Annotated in this window: 22 protein-coding genes; 9 read left to right on the top strand and 13 right to left on the bottom strand. The window is 62.1% G+C overall.

Translation table 11 applies throughout. The features are described from left to right. Position 1: 1 nt before the first annotated feature. The 5 genes from LUU92_RS29015 to LUU92_RS12070 form a co-directional block, all read right to left on the bottom strand. Positions 2-595, bottom strand: coding sequence for an acyltransferase (locus LUU92_RS29015; RefSeq protein ID WP_306459263.1), 594 nt, complete (start codon positions 593-595; stop codon positions 2-4). Beyond that, positions 585-1886: a lipopolysaccharide biosynthesis protein gene (locus LUU92_RS12085; RefSeq protein ID WP_257103688.1), complete on the bottom strand. Its 1302-nt coding sequence runs from the start codon at positions 1884-1886 to the stop codon at positions 585-587. The genes LUU92_RS29015 and LUU92_RS12085 overlap by 11 nt, the downstream gene beginning before the upstream one ends. An 8-nt stretch (positions 1887-1894) precedes the next feature. Next, a complete protein-coding gene (locus tag LUU92_RS12080; protein WP_257103687.1) occupies positions 1895-3232 on the bottom strand; it encodes a UDP-glucose dehydrogenase family protein in 1338 nt (445 codons plus the stop codon). Positions 3233-3305: 73 nt separating this feature from the next. Next, on the bottom strand, positions 3306-5528 hold the full coding sequence (locus LUU92_RS12075) for a polysaccharide biosynthesis tyrosine autokinase (RefSeq protein ID WP_257103686.1): 2223 nt from the start codon (positions 5526-5528) through the stop codon (positions 3306-3308). A 170-nt stretch (positions 5529-5698) separates the two neighbouring features. Beyond that, the gene (locus LUU92_RS12070) at positions 5699-6148 is read right to left on the bottom strand and encodes a low molecular weight protein-tyrosine-phosphatase (protein WP_257103685.1); all 450 of its coding nucleotides are present in this window, start codon (positions 6146-6148) and stop codon (positions 5699-5701) included. A 220-nt stretch (positions 6149-6368) separates the two neighbouring features. On the opposite strand from LUU92_RS12070, the gene LUU92_RS12065 reads away from it, so the two are divergent. Both LUU92_RS12065 and LUU92_RS12060 read left to right on the top strand, forming a co-directional pair. Then, positions 6369-6677 (top strand): phosphomannomutase, encoded by a 309-nt coding sequence (locus tag LUU92_RS12065; protein ID WP_250883603.1) that lies wholly within the window; start codon positions 6369-6371, stop codon positions 6675-6677. After that, complete coding sequence (locus LUU92_RS12060) at positions 6674-7006, top strand: hypothetical protein (RefSeq protein ID WP_252993991.1); 333 nt, start codon at positions 6674-6676, stop codon at positions 7004-7006. Before LUU92_RS12065 ends, LUU92_RS12060 begins: the two co-directional genes overlap by 4 nt. Here the strand turns inward: LUU92_RS12060 and LUU92_RS12055 are convergent. After that, positions 6958-7578 (bottom strand): hypothetical protein, encoded by a 621-nt coding sequence (locus tag LUU92_RS12055; protein ID WP_257103684.1) that lies wholly within the window; start codon positions 7576-7578, stop codon positions 6958-6960. The genes LUU92_RS12060 and LUU92_RS12055 overlap by 49 nt on opposite strands. Positions 7579-7869: 291 nt before the next feature. Between LUU92_RS12055 and LUU92_RS12050 the strand changes: the two genes are divergently transcribed. Next, positions 7870-8952, top strand: a complete 1083-nt coding sequence (locus tag LUU92_RS12050; RefSeq protein ID WP_092245654.1) for an LLM class flavin-dependent oxidoreductase — start codon at positions 7870-7872, stop codon at positions 8950-8952. A gap of 50 nt (positions 8953-9002) precedes the next feature. Here the strand turns inward: LUU92_RS12050 and LUU92_RS12045 are convergent, their stop codons facing one another. Continuing rightward, positions 9003-9800 carry a class II aldolase/adducin family protein gene (locus LUU92_RS12045; protein WP_071490093.1) on the bottom strand — a complete coding sequence of 266 codons (798 nt, stop codon included), beginning with the start codon at positions 9798-9800 and terminating at the stop codon, positions 9003-9005. Positions 9801-9907: 107 nt separating this feature from the next. Beyond that, positions 9908-10813, bottom strand: a complete 906-nt coding sequence (locus LUU92_RS12040; RefSeq protein ID WP_071490094.1) for a LysR family transcriptional regulator — start codon at positions 10811-10813, stop codon at positions 9908-9910. 217 nt (positions 10814-11030) lie between these two features. Between LUU92_RS12040 and LUU92_RS12035 the strand changes: the two genes are divergently transcribed. The 6 genes from LUU92_RS12035 (at position 11031) to LUU92_RS12010 (ending at position 17757) form a co-directional block, all read left to right on the top strand. Beyond that, positions 11031-11642 carry a cysteine dioxygenase family protein gene (locus tag LUU92_RS12035; RefSeq protein WP_071490095.1) on the top strand — a complete coding sequence of 204 codons (612 nt, stop codon included), beginning with the start codon at positions 11031-11033 and terminating at the stop codon, positions 11640-11642. Continuing rightward, the gene (locus LUU92_RS12030) at positions 11639-13222 is read left to right on the top strand and encodes a rhodanese-related sulfurtransferase (protein WP_071490096.1); all 1584 of its coding nucleotides are present in this window, start codon (positions 11639-11641) and stop codon (positions 13220-13222) included. The genes LUU92_RS12035 and LUU92_RS12030 overlap by 4 nt, the downstream gene beginning before the upstream one ends. Before the next feature lie 85 nt (positions 13223-13307). Continuing rightward, on the top strand, positions 13308-14282 hold the full coding sequence (locus LUU92_RS12025; protein ID WP_071490097.1) for an ABC transporter substrate-binding protein: 975 nt from the start codon (positions 13308-13310) through the stop codon (positions 14280-14282). A gap of 12 nt (positions 14283-14294) precedes the next feature. Beyond that, positions 14295-15644: an LLM class flavin-dependent oxidoreductase gene (locus LUU92_RS12020; protein WP_071490098.1), complete on the top strand. Its 1350-nt coding sequence runs from the start codon at positions 14295-14297 to the stop codon at positions 15642-15644. Continuing rightward, positions 15641-16819 (top strand): acyl-CoA dehydrogenase family protein, encoded by a 1179-nt coding sequence (locus tag LUU92_RS12015; protein WP_257103683.1) that lies wholly within the window; start codon positions 15641-15643, stop codon positions 16817-16819. Before LUU92_RS12020 ends, LUU92_RS12015 begins: the two co-directional genes overlap by 4 nt. Next, a complete protein-coding gene (locus LUU92_RS12010; protein ID WP_071490100.1) occupies positions 16816-17757 on the top strand; it encodes a D-isomer specific 2-hydroxyacid dehydrogenase family protein in 942 nt (313 codons plus the stop codon). Before LUU92_RS12015 ends, LUU92_RS12010 begins: the two co-directional genes overlap by 4 nt. A gap of 7 nt (positions 17758-17764) precedes the next feature. Here LUU92_RS12010 and LUU92_RS12005 read toward each other — a convergent pair whose 3' ends face one another. From LUU92_RS12005 to LUU92_RS11985, 5 genes are all read right to left on the bottom strand, one after another. Then, positions 17765-18538, bottom strand: coding sequence for an energy transducer TonB (locus LUU92_RS12005; protein WP_257103682.1), 774 nt, complete (start codon positions 18536-18538; stop codon positions 17765-17767). Further along, complete coding sequence (gene tolR, locus LUU92_RS12000; RefSeq protein WP_257103681.1) at positions 18535-18981, bottom strand: protein TolR; 447 nt, start codon at positions 18979-18981, stop codon at positions 18535-18537. Before tolR ends, LUU92_RS12005 begins: the two co-directional genes overlap by 4 nt. Positions 18982-18995: 14 nt before the next feature. Next, on the bottom strand, positions 18996-19688 hold the full coding sequence (tolQ, locus tag LUU92_RS11995) for a protein TolQ (RefSeq protein WP_071490103.1): 693 nt from the start codon (positions 19686-19688) through the stop codon (positions 18996-18998). Positions 19689-19735: 47 nt separating this feature from the next. Continuing rightward, positions 19736-21598, bottom strand: a complete 1863-nt coding sequence (locus LUU92_RS11990) for a phytase (RefSeq protein WP_071490104.1) — start codon at positions 21596-21598, stop codon at positions 19736-19738. A gap of 144 nt (positions 21599-21742) precedes the next feature. After that, complete coding sequence (locus LUU92_RS11985; RefSeq protein WP_257103680.1) at positions 21743-24256, bottom strand: TonB-dependent receptor; 2514 nt, start codon at positions 24254-24256, stop codon at positions 21743-21745. Positions 24257-24438 lie beyond the last annotated feature (182 nt).

Raw genomic sequence — 24438 nt, 5'->3', positions numbered from 1 at the left:
CTTATTTACCCATCCAGGCTTCGACGACGGCACTTGAGCGGACCGGGCTGTAGGTAAACGCATGCGCCCCACGCGACCTGATGACCCGTGCCGGATTGCCCGCTACCACGCTGTACGGCGCCACATTGCGCCCGACCACACTGCCGGCACCGACGACGGCACCTTCACCGATCGTCACGCCCGGCAGGATGATCGCGTCGGTGGCGACCCAGGCGTAGTCGCCGATCACCACCGGGGCGACTTTCAAGCGCCAGGCAGGATCTTCCAGGCCATGGGTACCCGTGAGAATACGCACGCCTTCATTGATCGCCACATGGGCACCCACACGGACGGCGGCGTGCAATTGGATAAAGGTGCGCTTGCCGATAAAGCTGCCGGTGCCCACGCTGAAACACGCGACGGAGCCTTCGAATTCCACGGCATTGATCATCACCAGCGGAGCCAGGCTGGCCCCCTGTCGGCGCAACGTGCGCTGGCGGCGATCGGCCTTGAGCAAGCGGCCCAGCAACAGCACGCGCTTGGCCAGGTACTTGAGCCCCTCAGGCGTCAGCAGGCTGACTTTCAATCGATGGCGGATCAGGTGATTAATCAGCACGGGCCATCCTCAGTTCAAGACGATGGAAACCGCGCCTGGCAAAGCAGAACAGGACGACTTCGGTGGCCACCAACACATAGCAGACACCGAGCAGGCCATAGTCCGGTGCCAGGTAGAACACCGCCAGACTGCTGGCGACCGATACCAGCATGAACACCACGGCAAACGACGAATAGGATGCGGTGGCCATCAGCGCCACCCAATACACCTGCCAGGCCACGTGGGTCAGCGCACCGATGATCAGCACCAGCATGATGCGGGAGGAATAATCGTCTTTGCGGCCCGACCACACATCAAAGATCGTCCCGCCGAATATCACCACCAGCGCGCCCAGCACACAGGCGATGGGCAGCGAGAACCGCAAGGCATAGCGGATCATTTTGCGGACCAGTTGGTTGTCACCGATGGAGAACGCATAGGAAATCTCCGGCCACAGGGATTGGTTCACCACGGTCGAGAACTGCACCAACACCCTGGAAATCGTGCGGTACAAACCGAATATCGCCGCGTGCGCCGGAGACAGCAGCACCGACAACAGAATGATCAGCCCCTGCACGTTCAACGCCAGGCCAATCGGAAAGGCCAGCGAAGCCAGTGACGGTTTGATCAACGTCACAAATGCCCGCCTGCCGATCGCAGAAACGTTGAAACACAAGGCGATCCCCAACCGGTTGGCGATCAGGTTCTTGCTGACGATGCCCGTCGCGCGCACGGCCAACAGCACCAGGCTGGTGGCGACCAGGCTGTGGCTCAGGTAAGCGCACAGCAACGCAGCCGACCATTCCAGCATGCGGATGACGTTCATGATGAATGCCGACAACGGCAAGGCCTTATTGGCCCGGTAGCGGATCGAAATCATGTTGGTAAACAGGCAAAGCAGCGAGTAGCCGGTCAACGCCGAGAGAATCAGCACCCCGTCGCCGCTCTTGATCGACTGGAGGTTGAGCACGCTGAACAGGTCAAACAACGCCAGGGCGCCCAGGGTCAGCAACAGCACACTGAGTCCCGCCAGGGATAGAAACGCAAAGCTGGTGCTGTACACCGCACTCGCGACCTTCAACCGTCCGCGCTCGTGCCAGATCACGACCTTGCTCGATGCCGCCGTGGTCACACCCAGGTCAGACAGCGCCAGGTAGGTCGGAATCGCAGACAGCACCACCCATTCGCTGTAGGCGCCAAAGCCCCAACTGGCAATCAGCACCGGCACACTCACCACCTGGATCAGCAGGTTTACCACCTGGCCAAACGAATTGGCGCCAATGCCGCTGACGATTCTTTTAAGCACACTCATGGGAAGACCTATACCGGGTTGAGAGGTCGCCCAACGGATACGTAGTGAATACCTTTCTTCTGCACACTGACGGGGTCGAACAGGTTGCGTCCGTCAAAGATCAGCGGTTGCTTGAGCTGCTGTTTGATCACCGTGAAGTCCGGTGCCTTGAAGACCTGCCACTCCGTGACGATCAGCAAGGCATCGGCCCCTTTCAGGCAGGCTTCCTTGGTACCGCACAGGCGCAGGTCTTCGCGGTCGCCATAGAGACGCTGGGTTTCTTCCATCGATTCCGGATCAAAGGCCTGCACGTTTGCCCCGGCACGCCACAAGGCCTCCATCAACACGCGGCTAGGGGCTTCGCGCATGTCATCGGTATTGGGTTTGAAACTGAGCCCCCAGAGCGCGAAAGTCTTGCCCGCCAGTTGCGCGTTGAAGTGCGTGGACAGTTTGTTGAACAGGCTGTTTTTCTGTTCGGCATTGCGTCGCTCCACAGCCTTGAGCAGCGTGGCATCGAAGTCGAGGGTCTCGGCGGTCTGGATCAAGGCCTGGACATCCTTGGGGAAACACGACCCGCCATACCCCACGCCTGCGTACAGAAAGTGATAGCCGATACGCGGGTCGGACCCGATGCCCTGACGCACCATCTCGATGTCGGCACCCAGTCTCTCGGCCAGGTTGGCCATCTCGTTCATGAAGCTGATCTTGGTGGCGAGCAGGCAATTGGCAGCATATTTGGTCAACTCGGCGCTGCGCACATCCATCACGATGATTTTTTCGTGGTTGCGGTTGAACGGCGCGTAGAGCTCGCGCATCACCGCCTCCGCATGCCGGCTGGCGGTGCCGATGACAATGCGGTCCGGCCGGATGCAATCAGCCACCGCAGAGCCTTCCTTGAGAAACTCCGGGTTGGACACCATGTCGAAGGCCAGGTCGGTGCGCTCACGCAGCGCGAGCATGGCAGCCACCCGTGCACTGACCTTGTCGGCGGTGCCCACGGGAACGGTGGATTTGTCGATGATGGTCAGCGGGGCCAGCATGTGCTGCCCAATGGTCTCGGCCACCGCCAGCACGTACTTCAAGTCGGCCGAGCCGTCTTCATCTGGCGGTGTCCCCACCGCGATAAACTGCACTTCACCATGCTTGACTGCAGCCACGGCGTCGGCGGTGAAATTCAAGCGGCCGGCCGCATGATTTTCCCTGACAAGAGCTTCCAGGCCTGGCTCGTAGATCGGGATATGCCCCTGTTTGAGACGCTCAACCCGCTGCGCATCAATATCGACACACAGCACATCGTGGCCGACTTCGGCAAGAACGGCGCCCTGGACCAGCCCTACATAACCAATGCCAAAAACTGTGACTTTCATAGCGTTTCTCGTTGAACCTGCGGCCAGTGGTAGACGTGCTGCGCGTTGGACTTCAAATGCCTGGCGTCCAGGATCAAACGCTGTCTGACGTGTACTCGTAGTGGTAATAGCTGTAGGCGCCGTATCCGTATTTGGCGGATGAGCGCTTCTCGATACCGTTGAAAATCGCGCCTTTGAGTTCAATGCCGTTCTGTTGATAGCGACGCATCGTCAGCTCCACCTCGCGCACAGAGTTCAATTCGAAACGGGCCACGATCAGATTGGTGCCGGACTGGCGCCCGACGATGGTTGCATCGGTGACCGCCAGAAATGGCGGTGTATCCAGAATCACCAGGTCGTACAGCGCGCTGACCTGGTCCAGGAATTCGCTGAAGTTGGCGTGCATCAGCAGTTCCGATGGGTTCGGCGGGATCCGCCCACGGCTGAGGACGTGAAGGTTCTCGACCTCCGTGGTATGGATCGCTGTGCCGAGCTCGCAGTGTTTGGCGAGCAGGTCGGAAAGACCGTTTTCTGCCGCAACACCAAAGACTTTGTGCAAGTAACCCTTGCGCATGTCTACGTCCACCAACAACACACGCTGCCCCGAATGCGCGACCACAGCGGCCAGGTTCGCCGAGACGAATGTCTTGCCCACCTGCGGGCTCGGCCCGGAGATCATCAAGCGGTTGTTGCCCGCTTCCAACATGGCGAAATGCAGACTCGTGCGCAGGCTGCGCAGCCCTTCAATGGCCAGGTCCGTTGGGTTGCTGAGGGCCAGCAACTGTGTGGAGCCCACCTTGTTGCTGCGAAAGAGCTTCTGGTCCATGTCCTTCTGGATGGCACTGAACGGAATGGCCGCATACACCGGCAAGCCGAGTTTTTCCAACTCGTTGGGGTTGGACACGCCCCGATTGAGCGCCTTGCGAAACAGCACCAGCGCGACTGCCACAAAGGCACCGAGCAGCGTGGCGATCACAACAATCAACGCTTTCTGCGGCCTGACCGGGTTCCTCAGGTCGACATCGGCGGTATCGATCAAGCGCACGTTACCGACCGTGCCGGCGCGCATCACGTCCAACTCCTGATACTTGTTGAGCAGTTGCGTGTAGATCTCGGTGCTGACTTTCAGGTCGCGGGTCAGGCTCAACAACTCTTGCTGGGTGGTCGGCAGGCTTTCGACCTTCTTGGCCAGCTCGCTCTGGCGGGCCGTGAGTTCTGCCAGTTGCGTCAGGAGCGCGCGGTACACCGGGTGCTGGGGGGTGAACTTTCGCTCGATCTCGGCCTGCTGCATCTTGAGCTCGGAAATGCTCGCATCCAGCGCCACGATCTGGTCAAGAATGGCCTTGGCCTCAAGGCTGATGTCGATGGTTTTGTTGCGGATCTGAAACTGGTTCAGCGCCGTCTCAGCCTGCTCGACATCCTTGCGCACCTGGGGCAATTGGTCTTTGAGGAACGCCAGGCTCTGGGCCGCCTCGGCGGAGGTGCGCTCAATGTTCTGGCGTACATAGATACGGGCGACCTCATTGAGTACCTGAATGGCCGCCTCGGGCCGCGTGCTTTCCAGCGCCAGGCCAATGATCCCCGACTCCTTGCCGCGCTCCGCCACATCCAGCAGCTTCTGATAGCGCAGAATGCTGGTGAGGCGTGGCCAACGCACAACGCTGAATTGCGCGCCAGGGTTGGCATCCAGCGTTTCGACCTGCAGCTGGAAGCCACTGCTTTCATAGAAGCGACCCACCTGCCCCGTCAGCAAAACGTTTTGGTCCTGGTCCGACAGGGTAAAGGTGCTGCCACTACCGGCAGTCAAGGTCAGTTCCTGGCCCAGCAAGTCGGCCGGAAGGCGTAACCGCGAAAACGTCAGGGCCTCGCCACCCCAACCGTAACTGTCGAGGCCGAGCCAGGGGCTCGCCACCTCATGGGCCTGCGTCGGCTTGAAGCGACGCGCCATGAAATCACCGATCAACGGGAAGCGCCTGGGCTTCACCTCAAGATCCAGGTTCAGGTTATCGACGGCAGTGCCAACGGTGATCCGTGAGCGGATCAACTCGACCTCCGTGACCGTGGGCGACTCCTTGCCGAGCAGACTGCCGACATCGGAGAAGCCGAGCATGTCGCCTTTTTTCGGTTCGACCTGAATGAGTGCGGTGGCTTGATAGACCGGAGGCGTCAACACGGCATAGGCCACACCCAGCGCCATAAAGACGATACTGACGCCACCGATCAGCCACTTGTGATCGAGCAACGTGCCCAACAACATCATGAAATCCAGATCAGTTTCTTCGCCGTTATGCGACGCTGTTGCGGGTGTTGATTGCATAAGTCAGTTCTTTTTTCCAACCAATAGTCAAGGAATGGCACAGGGTGCAAGACGCCCGGTTCCATGCACGTTTAACGGCTTCACTCAATACCCATACGCTGGCTCGTGGCCGACAACACACGCTTTCACACAATTAACGCAGAACTTATCAAGTGTGCGACATGACAACTTCAACCCACTTGACCGACCAACTTTTGCGCCCACGCCTGAGCCGCTTGTTCTATTAACGCATAGGCATGAACAAAGGCTGGTTTGCCTTGACGATAAGGGTCCATGATCTCGCGGTTGTATTGCCATTTACCCAGCAGGAACACTTTGCCCCGTGCTTCAGGGGCGAGGCTGAGTACCCCGCGGATATGCCGTTGCTCCATCACTAATACAAGATCCGCGTCACTCACCGCAGCGCTTGTCAGTTGACGTGCCCTGTGTGAAACCGGTGCATGCCCATGCTCTTCCAGCACCTGCAGAGCCGTGGGCTCCAGCGGGCTGTCACGCAATGCGGCCAACCCCGCAGAACTCACTTCTATCGCAGAGTGCGCCAGCGCATTGCGCAATAATTGTTCTGCCGTGGGGCTGCGACAAATATTGCCGACACACACAATCAAAATCCTATTGAACAAGGCAACCTCCCACGCGCCGACTGTATTAACCCGGTAGTAAAAGGGATGACCTTACTTCAAGCAGCGAGGCGATTATGGTCACAACCTCGGCACTTCGACCACCTGCCGAGGCAGACTAAAAATAACAACACCCGGCATAACCGACTAAAAATAACATTCCAATACTTTTGCCCTCCCACAGAATAAAGTGCCGCCTGACCGCAACAACCAAGAGACGGCCATGAACATGTCAAAGTTATTGGTAGAGCGTATTGGTCTATTTCCTTCTTCGGGAAATATTCATGTCGAAGTGAATAACTCCACCCGCGTCGTCGAGCGCATGCAGGTGTTATACCGCGACAATTCCCTGGACAGCGATGAGTCCTGTTCTGGACTGTCGATGGTGTTCGCCGATTGGCGTTTCAAGTTGCAGGTGAGTGATGCACTGTCGGTGTGCCTGTGCGTGGAAAGTCGCGGTGACAGCCAGTTCATGCTGGTCAAGACCGCCGAGTTGCTGGCGAACATCTGCGGCACCGAGAAGCGGCCATGAGCCTGTTGGATGATGTGATACGTAGCTATGCGCTGAGAAAACTCACCGGGATGTTCGAAGGTTTCGCCGAGCCGCCAGTGGGTACGCAATACCGGCGCAATACCCAGGCCATCGGCCGTTGGCTGGAGCAGTTGCACGGCAGCTCACCGCAGCAGATCACCCATACGCTACTAAAGCAGATGAACGAGGCGCGGCGGCGCGGCGACATGCGGCGTTTCAATGCGCAGACGGTGTTGCTGGAACTGATGGTGGACAGCCACCGGGCGCTGGACCTGGTGACTTACTCGGCCTTTGTGTGTGCCGCATCCAGCCGCCAGGAAGGCGTTTGATGGGCCTGGTCGGCACCTGACAAGGTGATGGCAACCCGGTTGAGCAGCAACTCGGCATTGAACTTGGGCACCAGTGCGCAGGCCAGCAACACCACCAGCCCACCGCCGATGAACGAGGGGGACACCCTGACGTGGGTGGTCTCAATGCGCCAGAGAAAGGCAATCGCCGCGACAGCACCCACGGTGACACCGGCCAGTGCTTCATTGAGTGGATGTATGTACGGCGCAACACAGTAAGCACCAAACCAGGCACCGGCGAGTAACCCCGCACCTGCCGCCGGCCAGCGCACTGCCGGATTGAACTGGCGGACCACCAGGCTCAGCGCCACGGTAAGCATCAGGCAGGTATTCATGGCATGGCCGCTGATAACGGCAATGTCCAAGTGCTGAAATGACAGGCCCCAGCCCTTGAACAGCAACTTGCTGAGCGCGACCACTGAATAAGCCACACCGACCGTTATGATCCAGGCCCTCAGTGCCCGAGGGTTGGAATACCGCAACCACACGGCGATGATGATAGCGGCCGGAATCATGACGGTAATGCCGCCATATTGCGCAAGTTCTGCCCGCATAGTTCCCCAATCCGGCAAGCCCGTTTCGGCGCCCATCAGACCTCAGTGCCGGGGAAAATACAACGTTATCTAAAGTCAGCCTTGGCACATGAAAAGCCGGCGGCTGATTCGACCAAATATTCTGAAGATGCAATTTACTGATAAATAACCAATTTAATAATTCCATATTTTAATAATTAGGTTAGAACCAATCGGCATTTTACAGACCCCGCCCCTGCCCCTACTTTGGACGCGAATAACCGACCCCCTGCCCGGTGGAGGTGGTAATCACACCCAAGACAAGGACAGACCATGAGCATCGAATTCATCGGCTACATTGGCGGCCATCACGCTTCCGAGATCCATCCGCGCAGCGGCCCTACCCTGCAACCCGACTATGTCGAGAGCGTGGCCCGCGCCCACGAAGAGGCCGGTTTCGACCGTGCCCTGGTGGCCTTCCACTCCAACAGCCCGGACAGCACGCTGATCGCCTCCCACGCCGCCAGCGTGACCACCAGGCTGCAATTTCTCATCGCCCATCGCCCCGGTTTCGCCCAGCCCACACTGGCCGCGCGCCAATTCACCACCCTTGATGTATTCAACGGCGGGCGTACGGCGGTGCACATCATCACCGGCGGTGACGACCGCGAACTGCGCGCCGATGGCAGCCATATCGGCAAGGACGAACGCTACGCCCGCACCGACGAATACCTGAGCGTGGTACGCCAGGAATGGACCAGCGAACAGCCCTTCGACTTCAAGGGCACCTACTATCAGGTCGAAGGTGCGCACTCCACGGTGAAGTCGCCGCAGCAGCCGCATATCCCGCTGTATTTCGGCGGCTCGTCCAAAGCCGCAATCGAAGTGGCGGGCAAGCATGCCGACGTGTATGCGCTGTGGGGCGAAACTTACGAGCAGGTGCGCGAGATCGTGACCCAGGTACGCGCCGAAGCAGCCAGGCATGGGCGTACGATCCGTTTCAGCTTGTCGTTGCGGCCGATCCTCGCCGAGACCGAAGAGCTGGCATGGGCCCGGGCCGAGCGCATCCTGCAGCAGGCGACCGAGCTGGCCGAGAAAAACGGCTTTGTGCGGCGTGAACCGCCCAACGAAGGCTCGCGCCGCCTGCTCGCCGCAGCGGCTCAAGGTGCCCGGCTGGATAAACGCTTGTGGACCGGGATTGCCGGGTTGCTCGGTGCACAGGGCAATTCCACCTCGCTGGTGGGCACCGCTGAGCAGGTCGCGGAAGCCTTGGTGGATTACTACGACCTGGGGATCACCACGTTCCTGATTCGCGGGTTCGACCCGCTCAATGATGCGATCGATTACGGCAAGCGCCTGATCCCCCTCACCCGCCAATTGATCGCAGAACGCGAACAGGCACAACAAGTAGCCTGAGAAAAACGCAAAACCAATGTGGGAGGGGCTTGCCCTCTCCCACATCAAGCTCAGTTTTTGTAGTCGGTATCGCTACGCTCCAACTGACGGACCAGCGCATTCCAATGCCGCGCCACGCCCGGACCTTCGCCGCTGGCGTGCGCCTTGGCCTGTTGCTCGACTTTGCCCACCACTTCCTGCGGCGGGAAGATCAACTCCGCATTCCCCGCTGCCTGGGCTGCAATCTGGATATTGCAGGCCCGCTCCAGTTGCTGCAGTTGCTGAAACGCATGCTCTACGCTGACGCCCGCGGTCAACAACCCATGATTGCGCAGGATCATCACACTTTTGTCGCCCAGGTCAGCGACCAACCGCTCGCGCTCGTCAAGGTCGAGGGCAATCCCTTCATAACCGTGATAGGCCACGCGCCCGGAAAAACCGATGGAGTGCTGGGAGATCGGCAGCAAGCCGTCTTTTTGCGCCGATACCGCAATGCCGTCCCGGGTGTGGGTGTGCAGCACGGCTTGCAGGTCGTGACGCGCGCCATGGATGGCGCTGTGGATCACATAGCCGGCGTAGTTGATGCCCAGGCCCGTCGGGTCATCCACGATAGTGCCGTCGAGGTCGACCTTGACCAGGTTGGACGCACTGATTTCATCGAACAGCAGCCCAAAGGCATTGATCAGGAAATGCTCCTCCGGGCCCGGCACGCGGGCGGAGAAGTGGGTATAGATGTGGTCGGTCCACTTGTATAAGGCCGCCAGACGATAGGCGGCGGCCAGCTTGACGCGCACTTCCCATTCTTCTGGCGTGACGCGTTGTCGGACGGTGTTGCTGGAAACGCTGGAAATCGAGGTGACGCTGCTCATGGCAAAACTTCCTGAATGGCCTTAAGGACTTCCAGGCAAGCCTAGGGGATGCAAAAAAATAATAAAAAGCACATTTTAATCTAAGCTAATTATTATTTTTTTTCATATCATGCAGCCTCCTTGATCTTGTGCAACGAGGCAGCGACCAGCTTGCCAAACGCATCCACCGGCCCCTGCAGGTTGCCCAGGAAATGCGGATAGATCAGCCACAGATCCATCACCGGCTTGAAGTCCTTGAGCGGCATCACCGCCAGGTGTTCGCGATGGGCGCTGCGCTCCAGCAACGGTCGCGGCACCAACCCCAGGCCCAGGCCGTCCGCCACCAGGCCCAATTGCAGCTCGGTGCCGAAGGTTTCCAGGTTGACCCGCAACGCCAGGCCCTGGTCAGACAAGGTGCGCTGCAGACCGGCGCGGAAGCCGCAACCATCCGGGTTGAGAACCCAGCCGTTCTGGTACACATCCGCCAGCTTGCACGGCTTCTTCGGCAACTGCGCCTTGGCGCACACCACCACCAGTTCCATCTTGCCGATGGACTCGCCGACGATGTTGTCCGGGAAAATCTTGCCCGCCGGGAACAACGCCGCCGCCGCATCCAGCTCGCCGCGCTCGATCTTGCCCACCAGTTGGCTGCCCCACCCCGTAGCGACCTGGGCACGCAGGTCGGGGTATTCGGTGCGCAGGTGCTTGAGGGCATCCAGCAGCACCACGTCGCCGATGGTCTGCGGCACGCCCAGGCGCAACAGGCCAGTGGGGGGAGCATCGGTGGCTACCAGTTCGCGCAGCGCGTCCATCTCGCGCAGGATCAACCGGCACTGCTCGTAGACGCGGGTGCCGATCAACGTGGGCTTGAGGGGCTTGGTGTTGCGGTCGAACAACTCCACCCCCAATGCCTGCTCGAAGTTCTGCACGCGACGGGTAATGGCCGGCTGGGTCAGTTGCAACGACTCGGCGGCGTGGCTGATGGACTGGCAACGAATCACTTCGACAAAGGCATCGATATCGTCAATTTTCATTTGGGCCGCACATAGAGAACAGTCATTAAGATGTGTGCGAAGCATAGTTGCAGGAAAGCTGCCTGGATAGCCCGCGCTGTGATCGATAACGTCTAACGCTATTCAGACCAGTTCTAAATTACCTTCAGCTATAAGCTAATCATTAAAAAATAGCATATTAACTATAAACATTATGCTTAGATAAGCCCATCACCACCGACCGCACGATGGAACTGTCATGACCCAGGCCCGACACCCCGAGAGACTCAGAGCCTTCATAGGCGCCCTGGCGGAATTGATCGACGGTAATCCACGCGAAGGCGACCTGCTGCACCGTGGCGGCAAGCTGCTGGCGCAACTGGTCAGCCACGACGACTGGCTTCCCGACGAATTCGCCCAACCCGATCCCGAGCGCTACCAGCAGTTCCTGCTGCATGCCGATTCACGCCAGCGTTTCAGTGTCGTCAGCTTTGTGTGGGGGCCGGGGCAAAGCACACCGATCCATGACCACCGGGTATGGGGCCTGATTGGCATGCTGCGCGGCTCAGAGTTTTCCCAAGGGTTTGAACGCGCCCCTGACGGCAGCCTGGTGGCTGAAGGCAAGCCGATACGGCTGGTGCCGGGCCAGGTTGAAGCGGTGTCGCCCAAGGTCGGCGACATCCACCAGGTGAGCAACGCCCATAGCGACCAGGTGTCCATCAGTATCCATGTGTACGGCGCCAATATCGGTGCGGTGCGCCGCGCGGTGTACCAGCCCGACGGCAGCGAGAAACTGTTTATCTCCGGTTATTCCAACGCCTTTCTCCCGAATATCTGGGATTTGTCCAAAGAAAAGAGCCCTGCCCTATGACCACCCTCTCCACCCGCAGCTTTGCGCGGATTCGCCAAGCCCTGTTGGACCAAGAAGAAGTCGCCCTGATCGATGTGCGCGAAGAAGCGCCGTTCGCCGAATCCCATCCACTGTTTGCCGCGAACATCCCGCTGTCCAAGCTGGAACTGGAGGTGTATGCGCGCATTCCGCGGCGCGATACCCAGGTCACCGTGTATGACAATGGTGAAGGCCTGGCTGCCCGCGCTGCCGAACGCCTGGTTGCCTTGGGCTACACCCAGGTCAGCCTGCTTGAAGGAGGCCTGGACGGTTGGCGCAAGGCCGGTGGCGAGCTGTTCATCGACGTCAACGTACCGAGCAAGGCGTTCGGCGAACTGGTGGAAAGCGAACGCCATACGCCGTCCCTGGCCGCTGAAGAGGTGCAGGCGCTGCTCGACAGCCAGGCCGACGTAGTGGTGCTCGACGCCCGGCGTTTCGACGAATACCAGACCATGAGCATTCCCACCGGCATCAGCGTGCCGGGGGCCGAACTGGTGTTGCGCGCCCGCGAACTGGCGCCGGACCCGGCCACCCGCATCATCGTCAACTGCGCCGGGCGTACCCGCAGCATTATCGGCACTCAGTCGCTGATCAATGCCGGCGTGGCCAACCCGGTGTCGGCCCTGCGCAACGGCACCATCGGCTGGACCCTGGCCGGGCAGAAGCTTGCCCATGGCCAATCTCGACGTTTTGCGCCGACCAGCGAGGAGCATCGCCTGGCCGCCGCCATCGATGCACGCCGCGTGGCCGACAAGGCCCGCGTTGGCCGTGCCACCCTGAGCGACCTGCGTACCTGGCAGCAGGACACCACACGCACCACCTACCTGTTCGATGTCCGCACCCCGGAAGAATTCGAAGCCGGCCACCTGCCAGGCGCGCGCTCCACACCGGGCGGGCAACTGGTGCAGGAAACCGATCACGTTGCCAGCGTGCGCGGTGCGCGGCTGGTGCTGGCGGATGACGACGGCGTACGCGCAAACATGTCTGCGTCCTGGCTGGCCCAACTGGGCTGGGAAGTGCATGTGCTGGATGACCTGCAAGCGGAGCACTTCAGCGAGCAAGGTACCTGGGTCGCGCCGGTGCCGGCGCCGCCCCAGGCCGAACCGATCAGCCCCTCTACCCTCGCCGACTGGCTGGCCCATGGCGACACGGCGGTACTGGATTTCACCGCCAGCGCCAACTACGTGAAGCGCCATATCCCCGGAGCCTGGTGGGTACTGCGTGCGCAACTGCCCCAGGCCCTGGCCAAGGTGCCCGCCGCCCAGCGCTACGTGCTGACCTGCGGCAGCAGCCAACTGGCGCGCCTGGCGGTGGCTGAAGTCGAGGCCCTTACCGGCAAGCCAGTGTTCCTGCTGCAGGACGGCACCGCCGGCTGGATCAACGCGCAACTGCCGCTGGAAGAAGGCGAAACCCACTTGGCCTCGCCGCGTATCGACCGCTACCGCCGCCCGTACGAAGGCACCGACAACCCCAGGGAAGCCATGCAGGCCTATCTTGACTGGGAATTCGGCCTCGTCGACCAGTTGGCGCGCGACGGCACCCACGGTTTCCATGTGATCTGACCCACCCCGTACATGTAATGGAATCCGACCCCTTCTCCAGGCGGAGGTATCCCTTGAAACACCACAAACGCCTGGAGTTTGCCCCATGCTCTACACCACCCCTTTCAAACGCGTGCTCCTGGGCACCGCCCTCGCCCTTGGCCTGATCGGCAGCGCCGCTGCCGCTGACCTGCAACCGCTGCGGGTGGCCAACCAGAAATCGACGATCAAGGCGCTGCTGGAAGCCTCCGGCGAAACCCGGAACGTGCCTTACACAATCCAGTGGTCGGAATTCCCGTCTGCCTCACCGTTGGGCGAAGCACTCAACGCCGGTGCCGTGGACATCGGCGCCCTCGGTGATGCGCCGTACGTGTTCGCCCTCGGTGCCGGTGCGTCTCTCAAGGTGGTCAGCATCATCCACTCCGAAGGGCGCAACACCACCGCCCTGGTCGTGCCCAAGGACTCACCGATCAAGACCGTTGCCGACCTCAAGGGCAAGAAGATCGTCACCGGGCGTGGTTCCATCGGCCATTACCTGGCGATCAAGGCCCTGGCCACCGCCGGCCTGACCACCCGGGACGTGCAGTTCATTTTCCTGCTGCCCAGCGAATCACGCCTGGTGCTGGATAACGGCACCGCCGACGCCTGGGCCACCTGGGACCCGTACACCACCGTAGTGACCTCGCAAAGCCAGGCACGCGTGCTGGTCAGTGGCAATAAACTGCTGAGCAACCACCTGTACCTTGCCGCCACCAGCCAGGCCATCGCCGACAAGCGCCCGCAGCTCGACGACTTTGTCGCCCGCGTTGACCGCGCCTATGCCTGGGCCAATACCCACCCCGATGAATACGCCGCCGCCCAGGCCAGGATCACCGGCCTGCCGCTGGACGTGCATGTGACGGTGGCCAAGGACACCCGCCTGAACCCGGTCACGATCGACGACGCAGTGATCAGCGGCCTGCAAGCGACCGCCGACACTTATCAACAGGAAGGCCTGCTGCTCAAGCACATCGACGTGTCGCAGGGCTTCGACAAGAGCTTCAACGCCAAGCGTGTCCCCTTCAACCAAGCCTCGCGCTAAAAGGAGCAGCACATGAGCAAGCCACGTCATTTGAAACTGGGAGCCATGGTCCATGGCGTCGGTCACGGCTGGGGCGAATGGCGCCACCCGCAGGCCCAACCAAATGCCAGCACCAGCTTCGGCTTCTACAAGCAGCAGACTGAATTGGCCGAAGCCGCCAAGTTCGACTTCGTGTTCATCGCCGACAGCCTGCATATCCACGCCAAGTCCAGCCCGCATTACCTCAATCGCTTCGAACCACTGACGATCCTGTCGGCACTCGCCGCAATCACCACACATATCGGCCTCGTCGCCACGGTGACCGTCAGCTACACCGAGCCCTACCAGGTGGCGCGCCAGTTCGCGTCCCTGGACCATATCAGCGGCGGTCGAGCCGGTTGGAACGTGGTCACCTCGTGGCTCAGCGGCACCGCCGACAACTTCGGCAAGGCCGAGCACCCGCCCCACGCCGTGCGGTACCGCATCGCCAAGGAGCACCTGGATACCGTCAAGGGCCTGTGGGACTCCTGGGAAGACGACGCCTTCACCTACAACAAACAGTCCGGCGAATTTTTCGCCCCAGGCAAGCTGCATGCACTCAACCACAAGGGCGATTTCTTCTCGGTGAAAGGCCCGCTGAACATCGCGCGTTCGCGCCAGGGCCAGCCGGTGATTTTCCAGGCCGGCACCTCGGAAGACGGGCGCAACTTCGCGGCGCAGAACGCCGATGCGATCTTTGTGCACGTGGACAGCATCGAAGAAGGCCTGGCCTATTCCCAAGACCTGAAACGCCGCGCCAAGGGCTTTGGCCGCGATCCGCAAAGCCTGTCGATCCTGCCGGGCATCCGCCCGATTGTCGGCCGCGACGAGGCCGAAGTGGAAAGCCGCTACCAGCAGGCCGTGGAGCTGGTCACCGTGGAAGATGCCATCGTCGCCCTCGGCCGCCCGTTCAATGACCACGATTTCAGCCAATACCCGCTGGACGCGCCGTTCCCGGAACTGGGGGACCTGGGGTCCAACAGCCAGAAAGGCGGCTCCGACCGCATCAAGCAACTGGCCAGGGACGAAGGCTTGACCCTGCGCGAAGTGGCCCTGCGTTTCTCGCGGCCCAAACGTGATTTTGTCGGCACCCCGGAACAGGTCGCCGATGCGATCCAGACCTGGTTCGAGCGCGGCGCCAGTGACGGTTTCATCATCAACTCGGTGCTGCCGGATGGCTTGCAGTACTTCACCGAACTGGTGGCGCCGGTGTTGCAACAACGCGGCCTGCTGCGCAGCGAATACAGCGGCCAGACCCTGCGCGACAACCTGGGCCTGGAGGTGCCGGTGAACCGCTACAGCGTCGCCGCCGAGGTTGAAGCGCAGCAAGAGGCGCTGGCATGAGCCAATCCTCGCAGCCCTCCTTGCGCTCCGTGGAAGTCGCCCACTTCGACGCCTTGCTCGAACGCCTCACCACCGAGCTGGCCAGCACCGCCCATCTCTACGACGAGAGCGGCGCTTTCCCTCACGCCAACTTCAAGTTGCTGCACGAACACGGCCTGCTCGCCCTCACCGTGCCCAAGACCCTGGGCGGCGGCGGGGCCAGCCTGTCCCAGGCACGCAAGGCGATCAGTGCGATTGCCAAAGGCGAGCCGTCCACTGCGCTGATCCTGGTGATGCAATACCTGCAACACACCCGCCTGCAAGACAGCAAGACCTGGCCCGTGCACCTGCGCAGGCAAGTGGCCGTAGACGCGGTGCGCAATGGCGCCTTGATCAACGCCCTGCGCGTCGAACCCGACCTCGGCACCCCGGCCCGTGGCGGGCTGCCGGCGACCACCGCCGTGCGCACCGCCGAGGGCTGGCGCATCAGCGGGCGCAAGATCTACTCCACCGGCAGCCACGGCCTGAGCTGGTTCAGCGTGTGGGCCCGCAGTGACGACGCCGACCCGCTGGTGGGCGCCTGGCTGGTGCCCAAGGACAGCCCCGGCGTGAGCATCATCGACACCTGGGACCACCTGGGCATGCGCGCCACCTGTAGCCATGAAGTGGTGCTCGACAACGTGCTGGTGCCGCTGGACCACGCTGTCAGCGTCAGCCCCTGGAGTGCGCCGGCGCCAGAGTTGGACCCCGAGGGCTTCCTGTGGATGTCAGTGTTGTTGTCCTCGGTGTACGACGCCGTGGCCCAGGCCGCCCGGGAATGGCTGGTGAACTGGCTGGAGGAGCGCCAACCGTCCAACCTCGGTGCGGCGCTGTCGACCCTGCCACGCTTCCAGGAAACCGTTGGCCATATCGACACCCTGCTGTTTGCCAATCGCAGCCTGCTCGACGCTGCTGCCGAGGGCCACACCCCGGCCGCCAACGCCGCGCAATTGAAGTACCTGGTAACGAACAACGCGATCCGCGCCGTGGAGCTGGCCATCGAAGCCTCGGGCAACCCGGGCCTGTCGCGCCATAGCCCTCTGCAACGGCACTACCGCGACGTGTTGTGCAGCCGCGTGCATACCCCACAGAACGACGCTGTATTACAAGGTGTCGGCAAGGCCGCCTTCGCCCAACGCCACAAGGAGCGCACATGAGCCAGGTGATTATCGCCAGCCAGCTGGACGAGGATTACAACGAGGTGATCCGCCAGCGCCTGGCGTCGATCCATCCCGAAGCCCAGGTGATCGGGGTGCCCGTCGGGGTGCCCAGCGACCTGCCGCCCCAGGCGAATATCCTGCTGCTGCGCCCGATCAACGTGCGCGGCTACACCGCCCCGGACACTCCGCCACCCGGTTGGCCCTACGGCGCACAGTGGGTGCACCTGGTGTCGTCGGGCATCGACTTCTACCCGCAGTGGCTGTTCAACGGCCCTCCGGTGACGACATCGCGTGGCAGCGCCGCCGACAACCTGGCCGAATTCGCCCTGGCGGCGATCTTTGCCGCGTCCAAGCACCTGCCGGCCATCTGGGTCAAGGATGACCAGTGGCACTTCACCCCGCTGCGCCCGCTCAAGGGCACCACACTGGGCATCCTGGGGTTTGGAGCGATTGGCGAACGCCTGGCGCAGAAGGCCCTGGCCCTGGGCATCAGGGTGGTGGCGCTGCGTCAAAGCCCGGCGCCGTTCAGCGCAGGCGTGGAAGCTGCCAGGGACATCCACGACCTGTTCGCCCGCGCCGATCACCTGGTGGTGGCGGCGCCGCTGACCGAGGCCACGCGGCATATCATCAACCGCGACGTCCTCGCCAGCGCCAGGCCGGGGTTGCACCTGATCAACATCGCACGGGGTGGGTTGCTGGATCAGGAGGCGTTGCTGCAAGCGCTGGACAATGGGCAGGTTGGTTTGGCATCGCTGGACGTGACCGAGCCGGAGCCGTTGCCGCTGGGGCATCCGTTGTACACCCATCCGCGGGTAAGGCTGTCGCCGCACACCTCGGCGATTTCCACCCGCAGCAAGGAGGAAATCGCCGATACGTTCCTGGCGAACCTGGCGCGGTATGCTGCCAATGTTGAGCTGTACAACCGTGCCAATTGATCGCCGCTTACTTGATGCGGTAATGAAAGGTATTGCGCACCGCCGGCACCGCAACAGCCTTGCCATCGACGATCCTCGGCTGGTAACGGAAGGTATTCGCCGCCGCCAGTGATGGCCGCATGAACAGCGGGTGGCAGCCGTCCAGCACCCTGGGGTTTTCCACGCGGCCCTGGGTGTTGACGGTGTACTCCACCGAACAATCGCCTTCGATGTTTTTGTCCAGGGCACGCTCGGGGTAGTCCGGCGCTTCCTTGCTCAAGGGCTGGTACTGGCGGCTGTCGAACGCCGGTGCCGCAGCCGGTGTCGCGGCCGGTGTCGCGGCCCGCGCTGTTTCAGCGGCCAGGCGCTGCTGGTCAGCACGCTGTTGTGCCTGCTCACGGTTGTGCTGTTCAGTGGCCCGCCGTTGCTGCTCCTGCTGCTTTTCTTCGACGCGTTTGCGCGCCAGGGCGGCCTTTTCGAGTTTGCGCGCCTGGATCTGCGGATCGAGCGTGGGCTTTACCGGTACGGGAACCGCGACGGGCTCCGGGGGTGTGACGGCCACCGGTTCAGGCGCTGGAGCTGGAGCTGGAGCTGTCGCCGCCGGCAGCATCACCAGTTGGGTATGCATCACCCTGGGGGCCTCCACTGGCGGTACTTCCGTGGACCAGCCAAGCATCAATGCGGCCAACACCCCCACATGCAGCGCCACCGCCAGGCTGGCCGCCAAACTGTTTCGCCAGAATCCGGAAGGCCTCCGGGAAGGCATCGTCAGCATCGGACTGTGCATGATCATCGCCGTCATTGCGGGGCCTCGGTCACCAGCCCCAGGTTGCTCACCCCACCCTTCTGCAACACCGCCATGGCCGCGACCACACGGCCGTAACCGGCGTTATCGTCGGCGCGGATGTACACCTGGGTGTCGCTGCGCGCCGCCACCACCTGCATGACCTTGGCGCCCATTTCGTCGAGGGTCACCGCGCTGTCGGTCCGGTGCCGGGTGTCGAGTTCACCGCCGAGGTTCCAGTAGTAGCCGCCATCGGCCTTCACCGACAGCGTGAGGATCTGCTGGCGGGTGTCGGTGGCCAGTGCCTCGGCGGCGACCTTGGGCAGCTCGATCTTCACGCCCTGGGTGAGCATCGGTGCGGTGACCATGAAGATCACCAGCAGCACCAGCATCACGTCGATATAGGGCACCACGTTCATCTCGGCCTTGGGCCCGTGCTTGCGTTGCGGCCTTGCTAACATGAAATCGCTCCTGTTCAGGCGGCCACGGCCAGGTGGCTCGACGTGCCGCGCAGCGTGCGGTGCAGGCGTACTTGCAGTTCGTTGCCGAAGGCGTAGTAACGGGTGAGCAAGGTCTGGCCGCGTGCCGCAAAGCGGTTGTAGGCGATCACCGCCGGGATGGCCGCGAACAGGCCGATAGCCGTGGCGATCAGCGCTTCGGCGATGCCCGGCGCGACCGTCGACAGCGTGGCCTGCTGCACCTGGGACAGGCCGATGAACGAATTCATGATGCCCCATACGGTGCCGAACAGCCCGATGTAGGGGCTGACCGAACCCACCGTCGCAAGGAATTGCAGACCTTTTTCCAACTCGATTTCCTGCTCGGTGATCGCCACCTGCACGGCGCGCTCGACACCGTCCAGCACCGCCGGATCATGGCTGTGCAGGTGCTGGTATTCCTGAATGCCGGCGATAAAGATCGGCGCAATACCGCCCTCGCCCGCCTGCACGGTGTCGCGGTACAGCGGTTGCAAGTCCGGCGCAGCACGAAAGCGCTGCACAAAGCCATTCAACTGGCGCTCCAGGCGCCGCAGCACACTGCCGCGCTGGATGATCAGGTACCAACTGAGCAAGGAGGCCAGCAGCAAGGTGATCATCACCGCCTTGACCAACAGGCTGGCGTCGCTGATCAAGCCCCAGATCGTCATATGTTCCATCGTCGCGTGCATGGTGAAGCTCCTATTCGATAAAAAAGTGATGACCGGGTGATGACGGCTCAGGGCAACTTCAGCGCGCGAGTCACCTCGGCCCACGGCACCAACTTGAAGTTCTGGGTCTGCTCGGGCATGCGCTTGCGCCCGTCCTGCACCACCAGCATGCCTTGGCTCCACGGCCCGCCGAGGTTGAGGGCGGTGACTTCCAGGCCATCGGTTTCCGAGGCTCCATCGATCCCGGCCGGCGCATTCAGGCCGACGCGGAAGGCACCGTGGGTCGCGAACGGCGGCTCGGCATCCAGCACCAGGTAGCTGTCATTGCCCTGGCTGGAGATCACCAGGTAGTCGCGCTTGTCGCTCTGGTACAACGCCAGGCCCTCGACATCGGCGTGCAGCTGCGGGCCGACCTTGATCACGCTGGTGAGGGTGGCCGGCTGGTCGGCACGGGCATCCACCGCCCAGACACCGACGTCTTCTTCCCCGATAAACAGGCGCTGGCGCTGGTCATCGGCCACGCAACCCTCGGGCTGGCTGTCGACCTTGAACTGGCGCACCAACTCGCCCTGCACACGACCATCCGGTGCGCTGAGGCGGTATTGCAGGAAGGTGCCGTCCTTGCCGTTGGCGATCGCGTAGATCTCGCCACTGGCGGGCTGGTACAGGCAGATACCGTAGATCTCCTTGAGCGGTGTCGGCACTTCACCGGCTTCGCGCAGTTCGCCGCTCTGGCGGTCAATGCTGAACAGGCTCAGGCTGTTGTGATCGCGATTGCTCGCCACGGCCAGGTCGACAGTCTGCGCGCCGAGCTTGAAGTCGGGGCGTACGTCGACATTGTTGAGACGGCCCACCGCCAGCTCCTGCAACAGCTTGCCGTCAAGGTCGTAGGCCAGCAGGCCCTGCTTCTTGTTGGTGCCGAGTACGCGGCTTTTTTCCGGTTGCGCGGGGTGAACCCAGATCGCCGGGTCATCCGCCGCGTCGCCCTGGCGACCGACCGGGTCGGTCTGGCGTACGGCGGCGACTTCCGGCAGTACCGGTCCAGCCGTCACGGGTCTGGCTTTCCAGTCGAGCCTGCCCTGGTAAAGCTTGCCATTGTCGTCATCGCGCACCAGCAGTTGCTGACCGTTGACGCTGAGTTGTTCCGGCTCCTTGAGGCCTGGCAGCGTCAGGCTCGATTGTTCGACCCAGCGCTTGCCGGTGTGCTGGAACAGGTGCAACTGGGCCGTCTTCGGATCGAGGGCGACCATCCCGCCCGGCACCAGCGCCATGGCGCCCGCTTCACGCTTGGGGTTGTCGAACAGCGCTACCGGCGTGCGCTTGACCTCGGCTTCCGGGTGCGCCGGGTAGGCCCACCAGCCGACGTTTTGTTCATTCACCACCAACTGATGGGTTGTGTCATCCACCTGGCAGAACTGCGCCGACGGCGGCAACGGCAGACCGCGTACGCGCTGGGGTTCGCTGAGCAGTGTGGCGCCATTGCCCACCAGCCATTGCTCGCCCTTGCCCTCTTCACCCACCAGGAACACAAACAGGTGGGCGGCGCCGTCGCGGTACAGACACAGGCCGTTCACCGGGTAGTCGCGAGTGGGCAGGTACAGCGGTATGCCAAAGGTTTTGGCGGACGCGTCAAGGTTGATCAGCACGGCTTGCTGGCGGTCGTTGTCGAGGCTGGCGACCAGTACCTGGGTGCCGGCAGCGCGGGTGTCGAGGCTGCTGAAGTTGCCGTTGAAACGGGCGAGTTCGGTACCTTTGGCGTCGAGCAGTTGCAGGCCGTTGCGGGTGCTGGCGGTGAGGCGCTCGGTGCTGCTCAGCACGGCCATGGCCTCGGCATTGAGGCTGGGTGCCCAAGGGGTCAGGGCCAGGTCTGTGGCCATTGCCGGCGCACAGAGGGTCAATGCCATTAGCAGGTACAGCCTGGAAATCTTCATGTACGGCTCAATCCGTCAAAACAATGGAGATCCAATGTGGGAGGGGGCTTGCCCCCCGATAGCAGTGTGTCAGTCAACACAGATGCCAGCTGGGCCACAGCCATCGGGGGCAAGCCCCCTCCCACATTGGAATGGAGGTGTGGGTTAGAAGTGGGTGAAGGTCAGGCCCAGCTTGTAGGTCGGGCCGTACTCTTCGTATTGGCCGTTGTAGCTGCGGTGGCCGGTGTAGACGAAGTACGACTCATCGGTGAGGTTCTGCGCTTCGAAGCTGACTTGCAGGTTCTTGGTCAGCGAGTAGCGCGCGCTGAAGTCGACAAAGGTCTGCGCGTCCACATGCAGGTCGTGGGCCTTGTCGTTGATCGACGCCAGCTCAAAGAGGTAGGCCGATTTGTAGTTGGCCGACAGGCGCAGACTGAGCGTGTCGTCTTCCCAACCGAGCATCAGGTTGCCGACAGTGTCGGACTGGTTGGGCAGGCTGATGTGGCGCTTGCGGTTCGTACCACTGGCACTGTCGAAACCTTCGATGTCGGCGCTGGAGCGGCTGAACGTAGTGTTGGCGCCGATCAACAGGCCGTTCCACGGCGCGGGCAGCCAGTCGAACTTCTGTGAGTAGGCCAGCTCCAGGCCGTAGAGCCTGGCGCTGTCGCCGTTGGCGTAGGTGTGGGCCTCGGCGAAGTTGGTCCAGGCGCCGGTGCCGGCCAGATCGGTGTTGTAGACGAAGTTCTTGATGTCCTTGTAGAACACGAACGCCGAGACGGTGCCGGCGCGGCCCATGAAGTGCTCGATGCCCAGGTCCAGGTTGCTCGATTCCAGGGGCTTGAGGTCCGGGTTGCCGAAGGTGGCTTCGTCATCATCGATCACAAAACCCGGCGCCAACTGGCCAAAGGTCGGGCGGACCACGGACTTGGTCCAGGCCGCGCGCACCTGGGTGTTCTTGTCGATCTGGTAGCGCGCATGCAGGCCCGGCAGCCAATGGTGATAGCGGCGCTGGGTGTCGGTCGGGGTGAACACGCCATCGGTGGCGCCGGTGCCCTTGGCTTCGAACTCGGTGCCTTCGTAGCGCAGGCCAGCGATGAAGCGCCAGTCGTCGATGTCGACGGTGTTCATCAGGTAGCCGGCGTTGATGTCTTCGCGAATGGTGAAGTCGTTGACCCGGGATTCGGTCTCGTCGTAGAAGTCCGCCGGGTTGAGGCCGCCTATCAGCTGCTTGATCGCGCTGGGGCTGATGCCGGGGCCGTAGCTGCCCAGGCGGTAGTCGACAGTGCCCTTCTGGAACTGGCTGAGATTGAGCTGGTCGGCAGTGAAGCCGAGGGTGTCGAAGTCTTTGTAGACCCAGGCCTCCAGGTCGTTGTCCTTGTTGCGGCGGCTGACCTTGCCGCCAAATTTGACCTGGGACGCATAGCCGCTCAGGTCGTAGTCGCGGGCCAGGTCCAGGCGCAGGTTTTTCTCGGTGTCCTGGGTGTTCTGTTTTTCCCAGTCGACTTTGTCGAGGCTGAAGTTGCGCGCGTCGTAGAAGGCGCTGCCGATGATCGGGCGTGGCTTGTCCTTGTCATGGAAACCACTGTTGGCAAAGTCGCCGCCGTCAAAGGTGGCACCAGCGATGTGCGCCGGGCTGTCTTCGCTGGATTGGCTGTAGCCGGCCTGGCCGCTCAGGGTCCACAGGCCGAGCATGCGTTCGCCGCCGAATACGTAGGACTGGATTTCCTGGGTCTCTTCGCGGTTCTTCAGCTTGCGCTTGCCCTCGGCATCGCCCAGTTGGCCGGGGGCCTGCGGGTCGGCGAATTCGAGGCTGGTGGAGTTGCGGGTTTCGGTGTCTTTGTAGCGGCTGTAGAGAGTGCGCAGGTAGTAGCTGCTGAAGTCGTCGGGCTTGTAATCGAAGTTCAGGCCGCCACCGGCCCGTTCGCGGCTGATGTCGTAGTCACGCTGTTCGAACTCGTTGAGCCGGGCGCCGTCGGTGAAGTCCCAGGCGCCGCCGGTCTCGACGTTGTCCGAGCCGAAGTCGCGCTTCTGCCAGCTCAGCGCGGCGGCGACGCCGAAGTTGTCGACGCCGTCGCCGAGGCTGAAACGGTTGCTGGCCGCGCCGGAGAATTTGGGGCTGGTCTGGCTCGTGTTCTTGTCGTAGCTGGCCTCGGTGCTGCCGGTGTAGAACAGGCCCTTGTGGTCGAAGGCCGACAGGCTTTGCACATCGACGGTGCCGCCAAGGGAGTTGGCGTCCATGTCCGGGGTGAGGGTCTTGATCACCGACAGTGACTGCACCAGTTCGGAGGGCAGCACATCGAGGGCCACGGCGCGGCGGGCGCTCTCCGGGGCAGGCACCAGGGTGCCGTTGATGGTCACGCTGTTAAGGTCCGGGCCCAGGCCACGCACGCTGACGAAGCGCCCTTCGCCCTGGTCGCGCTCCACGCTGATACCCGGTAAGCGCTGCGCCGCTTCGGCGACGTTTTCATCCGGTAGCTGGGCCACGCCGTCGGCATGCACCACGCTCTTGATGCTGTCGGAATTGCGTTGCTCCTTGAGCGCCTGGTCGATGGCCGCTGCCTGGCCGACCACTTCGACGTGCTCGGTGTTGGCCGCCTCGGCCGCATTGAGCCGCTCACTGGCAATCGCCAGGGCCAAGGCAGTAAGCGTAAAGCTGACGAGCCCGGTGCGCTTGTACATGCAATCCTCCCCAAGAGTCCGTTGGCGCCAGGCAAGAGGCCCGGCAACTGGGAGGGCACGCTAGGGGTGGGGGATGACGGTTCTGTGACAGGGTGTGGTGGGAAGGCCCGTAAACCGGGGGTTTGAGCAGGATCCTAGGTTGGAATGAGCTGAAATGACCTGTGAAGATCAACTGTGGGAGG

Source organism: Pseudomonas extremorientalis (assembly GCF_024584605.1).
Lineage (GTDB): Bacteria > Pseudomonadota > Gammaproteobacteria > Pseudomonadales > Pseudomonadaceae > Aquipseudomonas > Aquipseudomonas extremorientalis.
This window is presented reverse-complemented; position numbering and strand designations above follow the sequence as displayed.